This window comes from Janthinobacterium sp. OK676 (assembly GCF_900103595.1).
Classification (GTDB): domain Bacteria; phylum Pseudomonadota; class Gammaproteobacteria; order Burkholderiales; family Burkholderiaceae_D; genus Janthinobacterium.
Genome location: NZ_FNHA01000006.1, coordinates 36664 through 53379 on the forward strand (window position 1 = coordinate 36664; position 16716 = coordinate 53379).

Consider the following 16716-nt stretch of genomic DNA (forward strand, 5'->3'; position numbering starts at 1 on the left):
GCAAGAACAGGATGGCAACAAAAGGCTGCCGAAAACTATCCAATTCTCACCCGATGGCCGAATCATGCAGCGCCCCCGGTGAAAAACCAAGCGGCGCTTTCGCTACAGAAACACTTTCAACATAGAAACAACAAATTACAAGGGAAGGTTGACTGCCTGACCATGGTGACGTGTTCGCAGCATGGTCAGGCCGGCAATCTTGCCGGTCGCTTCAGCGCGACACGGCGGCCGCTCCCGCGAACTCCTCGCGCAGCAGCGGATACAAACGCCGGTAGCGCGCCAGCCGTTCGTCCAGCACGGCGGACGCCTGCGGCGCGATGGTCTCCTGCACGGGTGGCCGCGTGCACACCTGCGCGGGCGGCAAGCCCGTCACGGCCATCTGCGCCAGGCGCGCCGCGCCCATGGTGCCGCCAGCCGCGCCGTGGTCGTGGCGCAGCACGTTCAAGCCCGAGGCATTCGCGCACAGCTGGGCCCAGAAGCGGCTGCGCGAACCGCCGCCCACGAACGACGCTTCTTCCAGCTGCGTGCCGGCGCTGCGCAGGGCCGCATTGCCGTCGGCCATGGCAAAGGCCACGCCTTCCATCACGCTGTAGGCCAGGTCCGCCCGTCCGTGTTCCGTCGACAGGCCGAAGAATACGCCGCGCGCGCAAGCGTCGTTGTGCGGCGTGCGCTCGCCGCTCAGGTAGGGCAAAAAGACCGGTGCGGCGCCCGCCTCGACGTGTTCCGCCAGCTTCACCAATTCGCCGATGTCGGACGACTGCGTCAATCGCGCCACCCAGCTGAGGCTGGACGCGGCGCTGAGGATCACGCTCATCTGGTGCCAGCGCTCGGGCAGGCAGTGGCAGAACGCGTGCACGCCCTGGCCAGGATTGGGCGCAAAGCCATCACTGCCCGCGAACAGCACGCCGGACGTGCCCAGCGACAGCAGGCCGGCGCCCGGCTCCGCCACGCCCAGGCCGACAGCCGCCGCCGCATTGTCGCCCGCGCCGCCGGCCAGCAGCACTGGGTGCGCAATGCCCCACTCCTGGCACAGGGACGGCCGCACCTGCGCCGCGGCGGCGTTGCCTTCGACCAGGCGCGGCATGTGCTCACGCGTCAAACTTGTCGCCGCCAGCATGCGTTCGGACCAGTCGCGTCTGGCCACGTCCAGCCACAGGGTGCCGGAGGCATCGGACATGTCGGACACGTACTCGCCCGTCAGGCGCAGCGCCACGTAATCCTTGGGCAGCAAGACCTTGGCCGTGGCGCGGAACAGCGATGGCTCGTACTTCTGCAGCCACAGCAGCTTGGGCGCCGTGAAGCCGGGCATGGCCTGGTTGCCCGTGATGGCGCGCGACTCGGGCACCAGCGCCTCGAGCTCCACGCATTCGGCAAACGCGCGCGTGTCGTTCCATAACATGGCCGCGCGCAGCACGTGCTGCTGCTTGTCGAGCAAGGTGGCGCCATGCATCTGGCCCGACAGGGCGATGCCGCGCAAGCCGGAAAACGCCACCGGCTGCGCGGCGCGGATGGCGGCGATGACGTCCAGGGTGGCGTGCCACCAGTCTTCGGGATTCTGTTCCGACCATCCCGGATGGGGGCTGGAGACGCGCAAGGTCACGCCGGCGCTGGCGAGGATGGTCTGCGCATCATCGGTGAGGATGGCCTTGACTTCGGAGGTGCCGATATCGATACCGAGATATGTCATTTGATTCCAGAAGAAAGTTAAGAATGGCCGTCGACGGACGGCTCGGGCATGTTCATCAGCAGGCAGGAGCGGAACTTCGACGGCGACATCTGCTTGTGGGCCAAAAACTGGCGGTTGAAATTGGAAAGGTTGTTGAAGCCCGTGCGGTAGCAGATGTCGGTGACCTTCATGTCCGTGTTCATCAGCAGCTCGCAAGCGAGCGCGATGCGCTCCTGGTTCACGTACTGGATGAACGAAGTGCCCGTATGCTTGCGGAAGAAACGCGTGAATTTCAAAGTGTTCATTTCCGCCACGTCGGCCACGTCCTGCTCGCAAAAGTCGAGCGTGATGTTCTGCTTGATATAGGCCAGCACCAGGTTGATGGTCGACGACATGTAGCGGCCCGCCTGCGCCAGGTAAGCCACGCTGGCCAGCGCTCGCCGTTCGCGGCAGTCGCACAGTTCGCCGAACAGGCGCGTAAACAGTTCGACCCGGCGCAAGCCCTGCGCCGTCGTCAATTCCTTCATCAGCGGCACCAGGCGCAGGCCCAGCGCGTCGGGAAATTGCAAGCCCCTGGCCGCCTCGCCCAGCAGGGCTTTCAGGGGCGCCATTTCCGGAAACAGCAGCGCGCAGCGTTCGATGAAGTCGCCGGAAAACTGCAGCACCAGGTCGCGCTCGGGCAGGACCACGCCTTCCGGCAGTTCGCTGACCCAGTTGTGCGGCAGGTTCGGCCCCGTCAGGATCAGATTGCCCGCCCCGTAGCTGCCGATATGGTCGCCGATGAAAAATTTGCCGTTTGACGTGATGATGAAGTGCAGTTCGTACTCGGGATGGAAATGCCATTTCGCCACCGTGTGCGGAAAGCCGTGCGCCCACGCGCGAAACGATTCGTGGATCGGTTTGTGTATCAGTTCCAGGTCAGGCGTCACGGCAGTTTCCTTGCGCGGTCTCGTTGCCAGCTATTCTAACCACTTAGCTGAGCACTGAGCGCCAAAGCGAGCCCGCTGTCGGCGTCGAACAGATGCATGTGCTCTTCATCGAAGGCCAGCGCCAGGGTCTGGCCCACCTGCGCCGTGCTGCTGGCCACGTTCGCCGGCAGCAGCGCGGACAGGCTCAGGGCGCCGCACTGGAAGCTGATCAGCGCTTCGGCGCCCAGCAACTCGACCAAGTCGATCGCGCACGCCAGGCCATGCGTGCCTGCCTGCTCCTGCGGCAGCGCCGCGCGCAAGTGATTCGGCCGCAAACCGAACACCACGCGGCTGCCTGCCGCCAGCGCGGCGAAGCGGGGGGAAATCAAGGACCAGCGATAGCCGGCGCAGACGAGCACCGTTTGCCCGCCGTCTTTTTCGACGACGCCATCGATGAAGTTCATGGCAGGCGTGCCGATGAACCCTGCCGCAAACAGGGTGCGCGGATGGTTGTACAGCTGCGCCGGCGTGCCGATCTGCTCGATGTGCCCGCCCTTCATCAGCACCACCCGGTCGGCCAGCGTCATGGCTTCGAGCTGGTCGTGCGTGACGTACAGGGTGGTGGTGCGCAGGCGGCGGTGCAGGCGCTTGATGTCGGCGCGCAGCTGCGCGCGCAGCTTGGCGTCCAGGTTCGACAGCGGTTCGTCGAACAGGAACACCTGCGGCGTCTTGATCATGGCGCGCGCAATGGCCGTGCGCTGCTGCTGGCCGCCCGACATGGCGCGCGGCTTGCGCTCCAGCAGGCTGTCCAGGCTGAGGATGGCCGCCACCTCGCGCACGCGGCGCTCGATCTCGTCGTGCGGCACCTTCAGGCGGCGCAAGCCGAAGGCGATATTGTCGTACACCGTCATGTGCGGATACAGCGCATAGTTCTGGAACACCATCGCCACGTTGCGCGCGCGGGGCGGCAAGTCGTTGACGATGGCGCCGCCGATGTGCAGCTCGCCGCCGCTGATGTCTTCCAGGCCCGCGATCATGCGCAGCAAGGTCGACTTGCCGCAGCCCGATGGCCCCAGCAGGACGATGAATTCGCCGTCAGCTATCTCCAGGTCGAACGGCTGCAGCACGGCCGTCTTCTCGTCATAAGTCTTGTGCAACTGCCTGCAAGCGATGTTTGCCATGGTTAGTCTCCTGCCAGTTCGATCTGGATCTTGACGTCGCGCGGATGGCCCTGGGCCGCTTCCTCGAACGCCTGCACGCCGTCGGCAAAACCGAAGGTGCGCGAAATGAAGGGCTTCACGTCGATCTTGCCCGAAGCCAGCAAGGCGATGGCGCGCGGGAAGATGTTCGCGTAGCGGAAGACGGATTCGATGCGCACTTCCCTGGCCTGGATGGCGACGATATCGAAGGGGACATTTTCGGGCGGCATGCCGACCAGCACCAGGCAGCCGTTCGGGCACAGCAGGTCGACGATGTTGTCGTAGGCACGCATGCTGCCGCTGGCTTCAAAGACGATGTCGGCGCCCCAGCCGTCCGTCAGTTCGCGCACCGTATCAAACAGGCTGGCCTGGCGCACGTCGACCGTGGTCACGGCGGGATTGTCGGCGAACAGGGCCAGCTTTTCCGGCACCAGGTCGGCCAGGATCACGCGCGAGCAGCCGCCCGCCAGCGCGGCCAGCGCATTCATGGCGCCGATGGTGCCGGCACCGATCACGACGGCCACGTCGCCCGGCTTGATGGCCGCCTTTTTCGCCGCCTGCAGGCCGATGGCCAGCGGTTCGACGATGGCGCCTTCGCCGAAGCTGACGTTGTCGGGCAGCTTGAAGGTAAAGGCGGCCGGATGCACGACGTACGGCGTGAGGCAGCCGTGGATGGGCGGCGTGGCCCAGAAGCGCACGGCGGGATCGAGGTTGTACAGGCCGCGCATGGTGGCCGGCGAATCGAACTGCGGCACGCCCGGCTCCATGCAGACCCGGTCCCCTACCTTCAGGTGCGTGACTTCCGCGCCCACTTCGGCCACCACGCCGGACGCTTCGTGGCCGAGCACCATCGGCGCTTCGACGGCGAAGGGGCCGATCTTGCCGTGCTTGAAATAGTGCACGTCGCTGCCGCAGATGCCCACGGTGTGTATCCTGATTTTCACGTCGCGCGGGCCGACGGCCAGCGGCAGGTCGATGTCGCGCAGGGTGATGGAATGCGCTTGTTCCAGTACGAGTGCTTGCATGATGGAATTCCTTATTTATGTTTGAGCATGGAGTTGAGCAGCCGTCCCAGGATGCCGACGAACAGCAGCGGCGGCAGCGCCAGCAGCACGGTCGAAGCGTTCACCACGCCCCACGGCACTTCCTGGCCCATCGAGGTAAAGGCCGACGCCACCACGGGCAGGGTCATGCTCTTCGACGAGGTGAGCGCCAGCGCGATCATCAGTTCATTCCAGACCAGCACGAAGCTGAAGACGATGCCGCCCATCAGGGTCTTCGACGCCACCGGCAGGGCCACGTGCCAGAACACCTGGTAGGGGCCGTAGCCGTCGAGCGCGGCCGCTTCCTCGATCTCTTTCGGGATGCGGGCAAACGCGGGAATCGACAGCCAGATGATGGTCGACAGGGTCACCAGCAGATACGTCACCACCATCGACAAACGCGAGTCGTACAGGCCCAGGTCGATCCAGATCGAGATCAAGGGAATGGCGACGGCGACGGGCGGCAAAAAGCGCAGCGACAACAGGAAGAACTGGATATCCTTCTTGGCCGGGATCGGATAGCGGGCGATCGCATACGCGGCCGGCACGCCCAGCACGGCCCCCAGCAGCACGGCCACGCCGACGATGGCCACGCTGTTGCCCAGTCCCGTCAGCACTTCGGGGCTGGCCAGCACCTGCTTGTAATTGGCCAGTGTCGGGCTGAAGAAAAAGCGCGGCACGGGCGTGACGATGTCCATCAGCTCCTTGAAGGAATTGAGCACGGCCCACAGGATGGGGAACAGCGCCACCAACACGATGACGGTGGTAATGGCGGTGGTGGTGATGGCACCAATGCCGCCCGGGGTGCGCAGCACCCTAAGACACCTGACAAAACCGTTGCGAGCAGATGTGAGTTGTGGCTGAGAAGCGGAACTGTGCGCATGCACAGTGAGCATCGGAGGCCGCAAATCGCGCTGCGCAGTAGGTTTGGTTAGGGTGTTCTTAGTCAGTTTTCCCATTTGGCGACCCGCTTCCAGAGTAAAGTGAAGATGACAGTCGTGGCCAGCATCATCAGCACGGCCATGCTGGACGCGTACGACACCTTGCCCATCAGGCCGATGCCCTGCGCATACGCGTACATGTCCAGGGTTTCCGTGGAGATGCCGGGGCCGCCCTTGGTCATCACGTAGATCAGGTCGAACGAGCGCAGCGACTCGACCATCTTGATGAACACGAGGCTCATGATGGGCACCTTCAGCATGGGCAGCGCGATGTAGGCATACACCTGGAGCGTGCTGGCGTAATCGAGGCGCGCCGCTTCCAGCGGTTCGCCGGGCAGGGTTTCCAGCAGCTTCAGGATGACGGCGCCGAAGAACAGGCCCCATTGCCAGATGTCGACCAGCGCCACCGCGTACAGGGCCGTGGCGGGATCGGCCAGCAGGGCCGTGCCGCCCAGGCCCACGCATTCGAGCAGCCAGTTCAAAATGCCCATCAGCGGCGAATACATGAACTTCCAGATGAAGGCGGCCGACACGCGCGGCAGCAGCACGGGCACGATCAAGAGCAGCGCGATGATGTCACGCGTGCGGCCCTTGACTTTCTCGAACAGGAACACGGCCAGCAGCACGCCGACGATCAGCGAGCCGGCCACGGTCACCACTTCCCAGATGGCCGACACTTGCACGGCATTGAGGAAGCGGCGGTCGCCGAACAGGCGGAGAAAATTGGCAAAGCCGACGTAATCGCTGTCGCTGTAGCGCAGCACGCGGTTTTGCAGGGCCAGGTTGATGGCAGCGATGCTGGGCACCAGGCCCAGTACCAGCAGGACCAGCAGCGGCAGGGTCAGGAAGACGGCCGGCAGCCAGGTGTGGCGTTTCTTGCGGATGGAGTGTGGCATAGGATGGCTTTCGAGCTTCATTTTTTCACCCAAAAGGCTAGGACCGGGGTCGGCCCCTGAGGGTCCGACCCCAGCGTTTCGCCGTTGGGGCTTGGAACCGTACTACCGCCTTATTTGCGTTTACTGGCCCGCTGCATCACCTCGGTCGCATACTCATTCGCCTCATCCAACGCGCTTTGCACGTCGCCACGCGTGCCCGTAAACACTTCCTCCAAAACGACACCCAGGTTGTCGCCGATGTCCGGCCACTCGGGGCTGGGCCAGATGGTGACGCGCGAGACGGGCGTGGTGTCCGTCAGGCCCGCCTGGATCTGCGGCTTGACGTGCTTGCGGAAGTAGTCGCTGTTGATGGTGCTGCTGCGGTTGTAGTCGCTGAAGACGTTGTCCTTCAGGCGCGCCTGCTCCTGCTCCTTGCCCGTGGCGAAGGCGATGAACTTGCCCGCCGCCTGGCGCGTGCATTCATCTTTCGCGCCGGTGGCGGAGATGGCCAGGCCGTGGCCATACGCGGCCGACGCCAGCGGCGATGGCGGACGCACGTAGCCGACCTTGTCGACCACCGAGGATTTTTTCGGGTCTTCCATCCAGTCGGCAAACGGCGTCGACTCGATCATGAAAGCCACCTTGCCCGACCTGAACGCTTCGAGCGCATTGCTCCAGTCGTAGGTGGCGCCACCGGGCGGCGAATACTTGAACAGTTCGCGGTACAGGGTGGTGGCTTTCACGGCCTGCGGCGAATTGAAGACCGGCACGCCATTGTTTTCCCACTTGCCGCCGGCGGCCAGCATGAACGGCGCCCAGCGCCACACATTCATGCCCGAGCCGCGCTGGCCCCGCGCCGCCCAGCCATACACGTTCGGCGGGCTGTTCATTTTCTTCACGGCGGCGACCAGTTCATCGAGTGTTTTCGGCACGGCGATGCCGGCCTTTTCCAGCAGGTCGCGGCGGTAGAACAGGAAATCGCTGCCGCCGATCAGGGGCGCGAAATACGCCACGCCCTTGTACGAGGCGACGGCGCGGCGGCCCGGCAGGAAGTCCTCGTAGTCGGCGTCCTTGGGCAGGTATTTGAGCAGGGGGACGACCCAGCCGGCCGTGGCGAATTCGGCCACGTTGGCTTCGTCGATGTAATAGACCTGGTAGGAGCCGGCCTTGGTGGAAGCGTCGAGCCTGGCCTTGGAGCGGCGGTCGTTTTCGCCGAAATAGCTGATTTGTACCTTGGTGCCGCTTTTCTTTTCGTACTCGGCGAGGGTCTTTTCCATCACCGTCAGGCCCAGGCTTTTTTGCGCCAGCACCTTGATCACGGGCACCGAGCAGCTTTGCGCCGAGGCGTCTGCAAACCCGGCGGACATGAGGGTGCCCCATGCAACAGCAGTCATGATTTTCATAACACGTCTCCATTTTTATAGTCCGGCGGTTTTCCACCGGTATGCCAACTATAAAAACAAAGCCCATCCGCCACCACTGCAAAAGCGGCGAGTTTTCAAATACTATTTTTCAGCAAAACGGCCTCCATGCCGGCCGCGATGGGCTGATCTTTTTTACCACACACAATATATAAAGCCGCTTGATTTATTAATTACCCGAGCGTATATTTGGCTCGGGCACCGCATTGACGGCCGCCCCCAGGCCGAGGCAATCGCCTCCCGGTAAAAAATAAATAGATTCTGGAGACAACACAATGAACGTCAAACAATGCATCGCACTGGCTATCCTGACGGCAGCCGGCGGCGCCGCCATGGCCGAGGAAGCAATCGTCGGCCTGATCACCAAGACCGATACCAACCCCTTCTTCGTGAAGATGAAAGAAGGCGCGCAGCAACGCGCAAAGCTGAAGGGCGCCAAGCTGTTGACGGCGGCCGGGCGCGCCGACGGCGACAACGCCGGCCAGGTCACGGCGATCGAGAACATGGTGGCCGCCGGCGCCAAGGCGATCATGATCACGCCGAGCGATTCGAAAGCCATCGTGCCGGCCATCAAGAAGGCGCGCGCGGCCGGCGTGCTGGTGATCGCCCTCGACAGCCCGACCGAGCCGCAGGACGCCACCGATGCGCTGTTCGCCACCGACAACTACAAGGCCGGCTTGCTGATCGGCCAATACGCCAAGGCCGCCTTCGCCGGCAAGCCCGTCAAGATCGCCATGCTGGACTTGTTCCCCGGCCATCCGGTGGGGATAGCCCGCCACAACGGTTTCCTGGCCGGCTACGGCGCGCCGGGCATCAGCGCCAAGACGGTCGGGCCGGCGAAAACCGCCGACGTGGTGTGCATGGCGGACAGCTTCGGCGACCAGGGCAAGGGCCAGACGGCGATGGAAAACTGCCTGCAGAAAAATCCCGACATCAATCTCGTGTACACCATCAACGAACCGGCCGCCGCCGGCGCCTACAAGGCGCTCAAGGCCCTGGGCAAGGAAAAGAACGTGATGATCGTTTCGGTCGACGGCGGCTGCGCCGGCGTGCGCGACGTCAAGGCCGGCGTCATCGCGGCGACGGCGCAGCAGTATCCGCTGAACATGGCAGGCCTGGGCGTCGAAGCCGGCGTCGAATACGCCAAGAACGGGAAGAAGGCCAGCGGCTACGTCGACACCGGCGTCACCCTGATCAGCGACAAGCAGCAAGCGGGCGTCGAGAGCCGCGACACGGCGTTCGGCCTGAACTCCTGCTGGGGTAAATAAATCCACGCAGTCGGCCGCGTTCGGCAAGGCTGCCTGCCTTGCCGGCATGCGGCCGCCTGCGCGTCGCCTTTTCCCCTCTTGAATATGGATAACAGATGCGTTCCACCGTTCCGACATTTATGCCGCCGCTCTCGAAACTGGGCCCGGTCATTGCCCTGCTCGCCGCCTGCGTGTTCTTTGCGTCGCAAAGCGACCGCTTCCTCAGCAGCCAGAATTTTTCCCTGATCTTGCAGCAAGTCATGGTCGTCGGCATCATCGCCATCGGCCAGACCCTGATCATCCTGACCGCCGGCATCGACCTGTCCTGCGGCATGGCCATGGCGCTGGGCTCGGTCATCATGACCAAATTCGCCGTCGACCTCGGCATGAACCCCTATCTCGCGATCGGGTGCGGCGTCGCCGTCACCGTGCTGATCGGCTTCATCAACGGCGCACTGGTCACTTCGATCAAGCTGCCGGCGTTTATCGTCACGCTGGGCACGATGAACATTGCCTTCGCCGTCACGCAGCTGTACTCGCAGGCCCAGACCGTCACCGGCCTGCCGGAAGCGATGGGATTTTTCGGCAACACCTTCCAGCTTGGCCAGGCCACCTTTACCTACGGCACCGTGCTGATGCTGGGCATGTACGTGCTGACCTGGCTGTACCTGCGCGAGACCGCGCCCGGCCGCCACCTGTATGCCGTCGGCAACAATCCGGAAGCGGCCCGCCTGACCGGTATCGCCACGAATAAAGTCTTGTTGGGCGTCTACATGATCGCCGGGATGTGCTACGGCATCGCCGCGCTGATGTCCGTGGCGCGCATGGGCGTGGGCGACCCGCAGGGCGGCCAGACCGACAACCTCGACAGCATCACCGCCGTCGTGCTCGGCGGCACCAGCCTGTTCGGCGGGCGCGGCTCGATCATGGGCACCCTGGTCGGCGTGCTGATCGTCGGCGTGTTCCGCAACGGCCTGACCTTGATGGGCGTGTCCTCGGTGTACCAGATCCTGGTGACGGGCATCCTGGTCATCCTGGCCGTGGCCACCGATCAACTGACACACAAGAAAGGTTGATGAACATGACAACGCATGTGCAAGCCGTATTCCAGGCCCGCGGCCTGGTCAAGCGCTACGGCAGCGTGACCGCGCTCGACGGCACCGATTTTGATTTGTTGCCGGGCGAAATACTCGCCGTAATCGGCGACAACGGCGCCGGCAAATCCTCGCTGATCAAGGCCCTGTCGGGCGCCCTCGTCCCGGACGAAGGCGAGATGCTGCTCGACGGCAAGCCACTCCACCTCAAGTCGCCGATCGACGCCCGCCGCTACGGCATCGAAACGGTGTACCAGGATCTGGCCGTGGCGCCGGCCATGACGATCGCCGAGAACCTGTTCCTCGGCCGCGAACTGCTGCGCAAGGGCATGCTGTCGCGGTTTTTGCGCCTGATCGACAAGAAGAGCATGCTGGCCGAGGCGGAAGCCCATATGCGCGATCTGAAAATCGGCATCCGTTCGATGAAGCAAGCCGTCGGCACCCTGTCTGGCGGGCAGCGCCAGGGCGTGGCCGTGGCGCGCAGCACGGCGTTTGCCAAACATGTCGTGATACTTGATGAACCAACCGCCGCACTCGGCGTAAAGGAGGGAAATATGGTACTGGAATTGATACGCAATGTGCGCGAGCGCGGCCTGCCGGTGATTTTGATCAGCCACAACATGCCGCACGTGTTCGAAATCGCCGACCGCATCCACGTGCAACGCCTGGGCAAGCGCGTCGCCGTCCTCGACCCGAAGCACATCAGCATGTCCGACACCGTGGCAGTGATGACGGGCGCGAAGAGCGCCGAAGAATTTCCGGAGGAAGCCCATGCTTAAGGGAATCGATCCGCTGCTCAGCCCGGAATTGCTGAAGATCCTGTGCGAAATGGGCCATGGCGAGGAAGTCGTGCTGGTCGACGCCAACTTCACCAGCCAGACCCTGGGCCAGGGCAAGCCGCTGGTGCGCCTGCCCGGCATCGGCCTGCAGCGCGCCAGCGCGGCGCTGCTGTCGGTGTTTCCGCTCGACGCCATGGTGGACCAGCCGGTCGCCTTCATGAAGGTATGCCACACCGCCGACGGCTATCTGTCGGCGCTGCAGCGCACCATGCTCGAGCAGATCGTCGCCAGCGGCGCCGCCACGCCCGAGCAATGCGAGGCGGTCGAGCGCTTCGCCTTCTACGAACGCGTCAAGGGCGCCTACGCCATCGTGCAGACCGGCGAAATGCAACCGTACGCCAATTTCCTGTTCAAGAAGGGTGTGATCAGCGATCCGCTGGCGGGCTGAGGAACGTGCAGCCGGAATAAAACATAAAATATAAGGAGACAGCATGTCAAAGCACTTCCCTGTTCTCGCCTCTTGCCTTGCCACCCTGCTGGTGGGCTGCAGCGGCGGCAACGACAGCGACAGCGGACCGCCTCAGTCCAGCCACCTGGAAACCTACCGTCCCCAGCTCTCGTACACCGCCGCCAAAAACTGGCTGAACGATCCGAACGGACTGGTCTATCACGACGGCGAATACCACCTGTTCTACCAGTACAACCCGAACGGCAATACCTGGGGCGACATGTCCTGGGGCCACGCCGTCAGCACCGACCTGCTGCACTGGAACGAGCTGCCCGTCGCCCTGACGGCCGAAAAAGACGCCGCCGGCAAGCTCACGCAAATGTTCTTCTCCGGCAGCGTGGTGGTCGACACCAACAATACCAGCGGCCTTGGCAGCGCCGGCAATCCTGCCATGGTGGCCGTCTACACCAGCGTGTACCCGCAAGGAAAAACGCTGGCCAACGGCCAGGTGCTCGCCCCCAATACCCAGGCCCAGTCCATCGCCTACAGCCTGGACCGTGGCCGCACGTGGACCCAGTACGCCGCCAACCCGGTGATTGCCGCGCCACCGGCGCCGTTTGAAACCGAAGGGCAGAATTTCCGCGATCCCAAAGTCTTCTGGTATGCGCCGGAGCAAAAATGGGTCATGGTTGCCGTGGCCTCGGAGAAGCACCAGGCGCTGCTGTTCTCGTCCAAGAACCTGCGCGACTGGACCTACATGAGCGCCTTTGGCCCGGCCAACGCGGTCGGCGGCATCTGGGAATGTCCCGACCTGTTCGAGCTGCCCGTCGATGGCGACGCCAGCAAACGCAAATGGGTAATGAACATCAACATCAACCCCGGCTCGGTGGCCGGTGGTTCCGGGGCGCATTATTTTGTGGGGAAATTCGACGGTACGCGCTTTGTGGCCGACGCCAGCAGCGTGATCGACAAGAAGCCCCCCACGGGCACCGTCTACCAGGACTTTGAAGCGGCCAGCTTCGATGCCATCGGCTGGACCTCCACAGGCGACTTTGCAGGCAAGACGCCCGTGGCCCCCTCGCATGGCGTGGCCGACAACCAGGGCAGCCAGTTGCTCGACACCTACCGGCTGGGCAAGGATGACGGCGCCACGGGCACGCTCACTTCGCCCGCCTTTACCGTCACCAGCAAGTACATCAATCTGATGGTCGGCGGCGGACGCCATCCGCGCCTGGCCGGTGCGGGCGACGGCACGGTCCCTGCGGGTACCTTGCTGTTCCCGGGCGCCGGTTTTGAAGGCCCGGCCAATGCCACCTACGCCGACCTGGGCTGGACGCCCGCCGGCGACCTGGTGGGGCAAAAGGTTGCCGCCGGAAGCGATGCCGACCGTCAAGCGGCAGCCGGCAAGCTGGGCGCCGGTGTGTTCAATTCCTTCTTCGGGGCTGGCGACACGCCCAAGGGCAGCCTGACGTCGCCCACCTTCACCATCTCCAGGGCCTATATCAACTTCCTCATCGGCGGCGGCAACCATCCCTATGACAGCCCCAATCCGACGGCGGTGGTGCTCAAGGTCAACGGCAAGGTCGTGCGCAGCGCCACCGGGGCGGAATCCGAACTGAACTGGACAAACTGGGACGTGCGCGAGTTCGCCGGACAGCAGGCCCAGATCGTCATCATCGATGACAACGACGGGGCCTGGGGACACCTGCTTGCCGACGTGTTCGAGGCCTCGGACCAGCCGGCCAAGCCCGTCAGCGATGAAACGACGGTCAACCTGCTGGTCAACGGCCAGGTGGTCAAAAGCGCAACCGGCGCCAATGCCGAAACCCTGAACTGGCGCAGCTGGAACGTGGACGCCTACCGGGGCAAGAGCGCGCAGATCCAGGTGGTGGACAAAAACACGGGCGGCTGGGGCCATATCCTGGTCGACCATATCGTTTTTTCAGACGCTGCCAAGGAAGAAGCCAACTGGCTCGACTACGGCGCCGACTTTTATGCCGCCGTGACCTGGAACGGCATACCCGATGGCAAGCGCATCGGCCTGGGCTGGATGAGCAACTGGGACTACGCTGGCAACACGCCCACCACCCCATGGCGCAGCGCCCAGACCTTCGCCCGGGAATTCACGCTGCGCACCATAGCCGGCCAGGTGCGGCTGGTGCAGCAGCCGGTGGACAACTTCAGCACACTGCGCAGCAAAGCGCTGTACAGCGCCCAGGACCGTTCCGTGGCCGCCGGCGTGCAAGCGCTGACTATCTCTCCCGCCCCGGGCCAGGCCCTGGACATCGTGGCCAAGTTCCAGCCGGGCAGCGCCAGCGGTTTTGGCCTGAAGGTGCGCACCGGTACGAATGGCGAAGAAACCGTCATCGGCTATGACGCGGTGGCCGGCGAGGTCTACATCGACCGCAGCAAATCGGGCGACGCCAGCTTCAACGCCAGCTTTGCCGCCCGCCATACCGCCCCGCTGCCCCTGCGCACCGGCACGGTGGACCTGCGCATCGTGGTCGATACCTCGTCGGTAATGGTATTTGCGGGCAACGAGGTGGTGTTGACCGACCAAATCTTTCCGCAACCGTCCAGCAACGGTGTCGCGCTGTTCGCCGTGGGCGGCGCGGCAACGCTGAAAGATCTGACGATATGGCCTTTGAAGTCGATCTGGGCCAGGCGCTAACGCTGCTTCACTGGCGGGGCGGTGGATATGTAATAAAATGTCCTTCTTTACGCCTGTAGAAACCGGACCCGCCCCGCCATGCCAGACAGCTTTACCGAAGAGGCGCCCGCGCCGCAAGCAGCCATCAATGATGTGCCATGGCTGCAGCCGCGCGGCTCGAACCAGATGGGCATGAGCCAGTTCAACGAGCGGGTGGTGCTGCAGGCCGTGCGCTTGCACGGCAGCATGCCCAAGGCCGACCTGGCCCGGCTGACCAATCTGAGCACGCAAACGGTTTCCCTGATCATCAACCGCCTGCTGGACGACGGCCTGGTCAGCAAGCGCGCGCCCGTGCGCGGCAAGGTCGGCCAGCCGTCGGTGCCCATCATGCTCAATCCGGACGGCGCCTTCTCGATCGGCATCAAGATCGGCCGGCGCAGCCTCGACGTGTTGCTGGTCGATTTCGTCGGCAAGACGCGCGAGCGCCTGTCGTTTCCCTATTCCTTTCCCGTCCCCGACACCGTGTTCGGCCAGATCGAGTCGGCGCTCACAAGCATGGCCGTGCTGCTGGGACCGAAGTTGCTGCCGCGCCTGTGCGGCGTCGGCATCGCCGCGCCGCTGGGCTTGGGCGGCTGGCAGAATCTGCTCGAGATGGCGCCGGAGCAGGCCAACGCGTGGGACAGCATCGACATCGGCCAGCGCGTGCAAACGATGACGGCGTTGCCGGTCGAGTTCGCCAAGGATACGGCCGCCGCCTGCGTCGCCGAGCTGGTGCTGGGGCGCGGGCGCAGCATCAAGAACTTCCTGTACATCTTCGTCGACATCTTCATCGGCGGCGGCCTGGTCATCAACAGCCATTTGCACAGCGGCCTGCACGGCAACGCCGGCGCGGTCGGCTCCTTGCCGCTCGGCATGGCCACGGCCGGCGCCAGGCATCCGCCGGGCCAGCTGCTGGGCGACGCTTCCCTGTTCAACCTCGAGCAGTTGTACACCCTGGCCGGGCTGGACCCGGCCGCCGCCCACGACGGGCGGGCGCTGCAGGACCCCTTCATCACGCACACCGTGGCATGGCTCGACGACGCGGCGCGGGCCATCGCGCTGAGCATCACCAGCGCCACCTGCCTGCTCGACCTGGAGGGGGTGATTATCGACGGCTCCTTCGACCGCGGCCTGCTCGAGCAGTTGCTGGCCCAGGTCGAGCGCGCGCTGGAATGCTATAGCTGGGAGGGCATCGCCAGGCCGCAGGTGCTCGGCGGCACCGTCGGCTCCGACGCGCGCGCCGTGGGCGGCGCCTTCCTGCCGCTGTATGCGCATTTCGCGCCAGACCGCGATCTGTTCCTCAAGTAAAGGTCCTGCCGCGTTGTGTTCTATCGAGATTAAGGAAAACTCTTGCGATAGATATTGATGTCCTTGCCAACGATGGGCTGGCGCGAAAAGCGTTCGAAGCGCAAACCGAGCTTGTTGATCAGGTTGATCGAAGGCTGGTTCTGCGGCGACACAAGGCCATACACCGCCGGCAGGCACAGCACGTCGCGCGCATGGCGCAGCACGCTAGCTGCCGCCTCCCAGGCCAGGCCCTGGCCGCAGTACGCGGGCAGCAGCGCGTAGCCGATGTCGGGACCCGGCATGGTGGCGCGCTTGATCAGGCCGCACATGCCGATCGCCACGCCATCGCCACGGTGCTCGACGATATAGAAAGAGTAGCCGAGTTCCTGCTGCTGCGCGATCGGGCCCGTTTCCAGCGCCGCGCGCGCCGCGTCCACGGTGTGGATGTGGCGGTCGCCGATGGTGGCCAGCCAGGTCGGCTCGTTCACCAGCCCGAGGAAAAACGCCCCATCATCGACGCTGGCGGTACGCAGACGCAGACGGGACGTCTCGATCACAGTGACGGCGCCGCTCATGCCGGCCACTGCATCGGGTCGGTCAGCAGCTGGTACATCACGTAGGCGTCGACATAGCCGAGCTGCGCGTGGCGGTAGGCCAGCGGCAGGGTGGCAACCACCGTGAAGCCCAGTTTTTTCCACAGGGTGACGGCGGCCAGGTTGGTGCTGACGACGAAATTGAACTGCATCGCCAGGTAGCCCGCGCGGCGCGCTTCTTCCATGCAGTGCACGCCCAGCAGGCGGCCCACGCCGACGCCCTGCGCGGCCGGGTCGACCATGAACGAGGCATTGGCCACGTGCGAACCATGGCCAGGCTGGTTCGCCACCAGCTTGTACATGCCCAGCAGGCGCTCGCTGCCCATCACGGCGACAAAGCTTTGCACGCCGGGACCGAACCAGTAGGCGTGGCATGCTTCGCGCGTCGTGTCGGCGGGGAAGGGATAGGTGTCGCCGCCGGCCACCAGGGTCTGGAAGATCGGCCACATGGCGTCGAAGTCGGCTTCGCAGGCCGGGCGGATATCAATTTCTTTCAAGGCGGTGCTCCCGATAACAAGTGATGGCT

15 protein-coding genes are annotated in these 16716 nt (G+C 64.2%); 6 read left to right on the plus strand and 9 right to left on the minus strand.

Going from position 1 to position 16716, the window contains the following annotated elements:
• Nucleotides 1–211: 211 nt before the first annotated feature.
• The 7 genes from xylB to BLU39_RS13435 all read right to left on the minus strand — a co-directional run bounded on the left by xylB (nt 212) and on the right by BLU39_RS13435 (nt 8026).
• On the minus strand, nt 212–1687 hold the full coding sequence (gene xylB / locus BLU39_RS13405) for a xylulokinase (protein ID WP_092713728.1): 1476 nt from the start codon (nt 1685–1687) through the stop codon (nt 212–214).
• A 17-nt stretch (nt 1688–1704) separates the two neighbouring features.
• Entirely contained in the window at nt 1705–2595 is an 891-nt protein-coding gene (locus BLU39_RS13410) for an AraC family transcriptional regulator (protein WP_092713730.1), read from the minus strand.
• A 35-nt stretch (nt 2596–2630) separates the two neighbouring features.
• Nucleotides 2631–3755, minus strand: a complete 1125-nt coding sequence (locus BLU39_RS13415; protein ID WP_092713732.1) for an ABC transporter ATP-binding protein — start codon at nt 3753–3755, stop codon at nt 2631–2633.
• 2 nt (nt 3756–3757) lie between these two features.
• Nucleotides 3758–4798 (minus strand): NAD(P)-dependent alcohol dehydrogenase, encoded by a 1041-nt coding sequence (locus BLU39_RS13420; RefSeq protein WP_092713734.1) that lies wholly within the window; start codon nt 4796–4798, stop codon nt 3758–3760.
• Nucleotides 4799–4809: 11 nt separating this feature from the next.
• Complete coding sequence (locus tag BLU39_RS13425) at nt 4810–5610, minus strand: carbohydrate ABC transporter permease (RefSeq protein ID WP_232731382.1); 801 nt, start codon at nt 5608–5610, stop codon at nt 4810–4812.
• Nucleotides 5611–5762: 152 nt separating this feature from the next.
• The gene (locus BLU39_RS13430; protein ID WP_092713738.1) at nt 5763–6653 is read right to left on the minus strand and encodes a carbohydrate ABC transporter permease; all 891 of its coding nucleotides are present in this window, start codon (nt 6651–6653) and stop codon (nt 5763–5765) included.
• A 110-nt stretch (nt 6654–6763) separates the two neighbouring features.
• Nucleotides 6764–8026: an ABC transporter substrate-binding protein gene (locus tag BLU39_RS13435; protein ID WP_232731383.1), complete on the minus strand. Its 1263-nt coding sequence runs from the start codon at nt 8024–8026 to the stop codon at nt 6764–6766.
• Between the two features lie 302 nt (nt 8027–8328).
• On the opposite strand from BLU39_RS13435, the gene BLU39_RS13440 reads away from it, so the two are divergent.
• The 6 genes from BLU39_RS13440 to BLU39_RS13465 all read left to right on the plus strand — a co-directional run bounded on the left by BLU39_RS13440 (nt 8329) and on the right by BLU39_RS13465 (nt 15618).
• Complete coding sequence (locus tag BLU39_RS13440) at nt 8329–9321, plus strand: sugar ABC transporter substrate-binding protein (RefSeq protein WP_092713742.1); 993 nt, start codon at nt 8329–8331, stop codon at nt 9319–9321.
• Between the two features lie 95 nt (nt 9322–9416).
• Nucleotides 9417–10376 (plus strand): ABC transporter permease, encoded by a 960-nt coding sequence (locus BLU39_RS13445; RefSeq protein ID WP_092713745.1) that lies wholly within the window; start codon nt 9417–9419, stop codon nt 10374–10376.
• Entirely contained in the window at nt 10376–11173 is a 798-nt protein-coding gene (locus BLU39_RS13450) for an ATP-binding cassette domain-containing protein (RefSeq protein ID WP_092713747.1), read from the plus strand. Before BLU39_RS13445 ends, BLU39_RS13450 begins: the two co-directional genes overlap by 1 nt.
• Nucleotides 11166–11621: an RbsD/FucU family protein gene (locus BLU39_RS13455; protein ID WP_092713749.1), complete on the plus strand. Its 456-nt coding sequence runs from the start codon at nt 11166–11168 to the stop codon at nt 11619–11621. Before BLU39_RS13450 ends, BLU39_RS13455 begins: the two co-directional genes overlap by 8 nt.
• A 43-nt stretch (nt 11622–11664) precedes the next feature.
• A complete protein-coding gene (locus BLU39_RS13460; protein ID WP_092713751.1) occupies nt 11665–14292 on the plus strand; it encodes a glycoside hydrolase family 32 protein in 2628 nt (875 codons plus the stop codon).
• 78 nt (nt 14293–14370) lie between these two features.
• Nucleotides 14371–15618, plus strand: a complete 1248-nt coding sequence (locus tag BLU39_RS13465; RefSeq protein ID WP_092713753.1) for an ROK family transcriptional regulator — start codon at nt 14371–14373, stop codon at nt 15616–15618.
• 29 nt (nt 15619–15647) lie between these two features.
• Here the strand turns inward: BLU39_RS13465 and BLU39_RS13470 are convergent, their stop codons facing one another.
• On the minus strand, nt 15648–16172 hold the full coding sequence (locus tag BLU39_RS13470; RefSeq protein WP_092713755.1) for a GNAT family N-acetyltransferase: 525 nt from the start codon (nt 16170–16172) through the stop codon (nt 15648–15650).
• Nucleotides 16169–16687 (minus strand): GNAT family N-acetyltransferase, encoded by a 519-nt coding sequence (locus BLU39_RS13475; RefSeq protein WP_092713757.1) that lies wholly within the window; start codon nt 16685–16687, stop codon nt 16169–16171. The genes BLU39_RS13470 and BLU39_RS13475 overlap by 4 nt, the downstream gene beginning before the upstream one ends.
• Between the last annotated feature and the right edge of the window lie 29 nt (nt 16688–16716).

What these genes read in the sequence shown, in the direction of transcription:
- xylB (WP_092713728.1), bottom strand. Translation starts at nt 1,687, where the DNA reads ATGACATATCTCGGTATCGATATCGGCACCTCCGAAGTCAAGGCCATC.
- BLU39_RS13415 (WP_092713732.1), bottom strand. Translation starts at nt 3,755, where the DNA reads ATGGCAAACATCGCTTGCAGGCAGTTGCACAAGACTTATGACGAGAAG.
- BLU39_RS13420 (WP_092713734.1), bottom strand. Translation starts at nt 4,798, where the DNA reads ATGCAAGCACTCGTACTGGAACAAGCGCATTCCATCACCCTGCGCGAC.
- BLU39_RS13430 (WP_092713738.1), bottom strand. Translation starts at nt 6,653, where the DNA reads ATGCCACACTCCATCCGCAAGAAACGCCACACCTGGCTGCCGGCCGTC.
- BLU39_RS13435 (WP_232731383.1), bottom strand. Translation starts at nt 8,026, where the DNA reads ATGACTGCTGTTGCATGGGGCACCCTCATGTCCGCCGGGTTTGCAGAC.
- BLU39_RS13440 (WP_092713742.1), top strand. Translation starts at nt 8,329, where the DNA reads ATGAACGTCAAACAATGCATCGCACTGGCTATCCTGACGGCAGCCGGC.
- BLU39_RS13445 (WP_092713745.1), top strand. Translation starts at nt 9,417, where the DNA reads ATGCGTTCCACCGTTCCGACATTTATGCCGCCGCTCTCGAAACTGGGC.
- BLU39_RS13450 (WP_092713747.1), top strand. Translation starts at nt 10,376, where the DNA reads ATGAACATGACAACGCATGTGCAAGCCGTATTCCAGGCCCGCGGCCTG.
- BLU39_RS13455 (WP_092713749.1), top strand. Translation starts at nt 11,166, where the DNA reads ATGCTTAAGGGAATCGATCCGCTGCTCAGCCCGGAATTGCTGAAGATC.
- BLU39_RS13460 (WP_092713751.1), top strand. Translation starts at nt 11,665, where the DNA reads ATGTCAAAGCACTTCCCTGTTCTCGCCTCTTGCCTTGCCACCCTGCTG.
- BLU39_RS13465 (WP_092713753.1), top strand. Translation starts at nt 14,371, where the DNA reads ATGCCAGACAGCTTTACCGAAGAGGCGCCCGCGCCGCAAGCAGCCATC.
- BLU39_RS13470 (WP_092713755.1), bottom strand. Translation starts at nt 16,172, where the DNA reads ATGAGCGGCGCCGTCACTGTGATCGAGACGTCCCGTCTGCGTCTGCGT.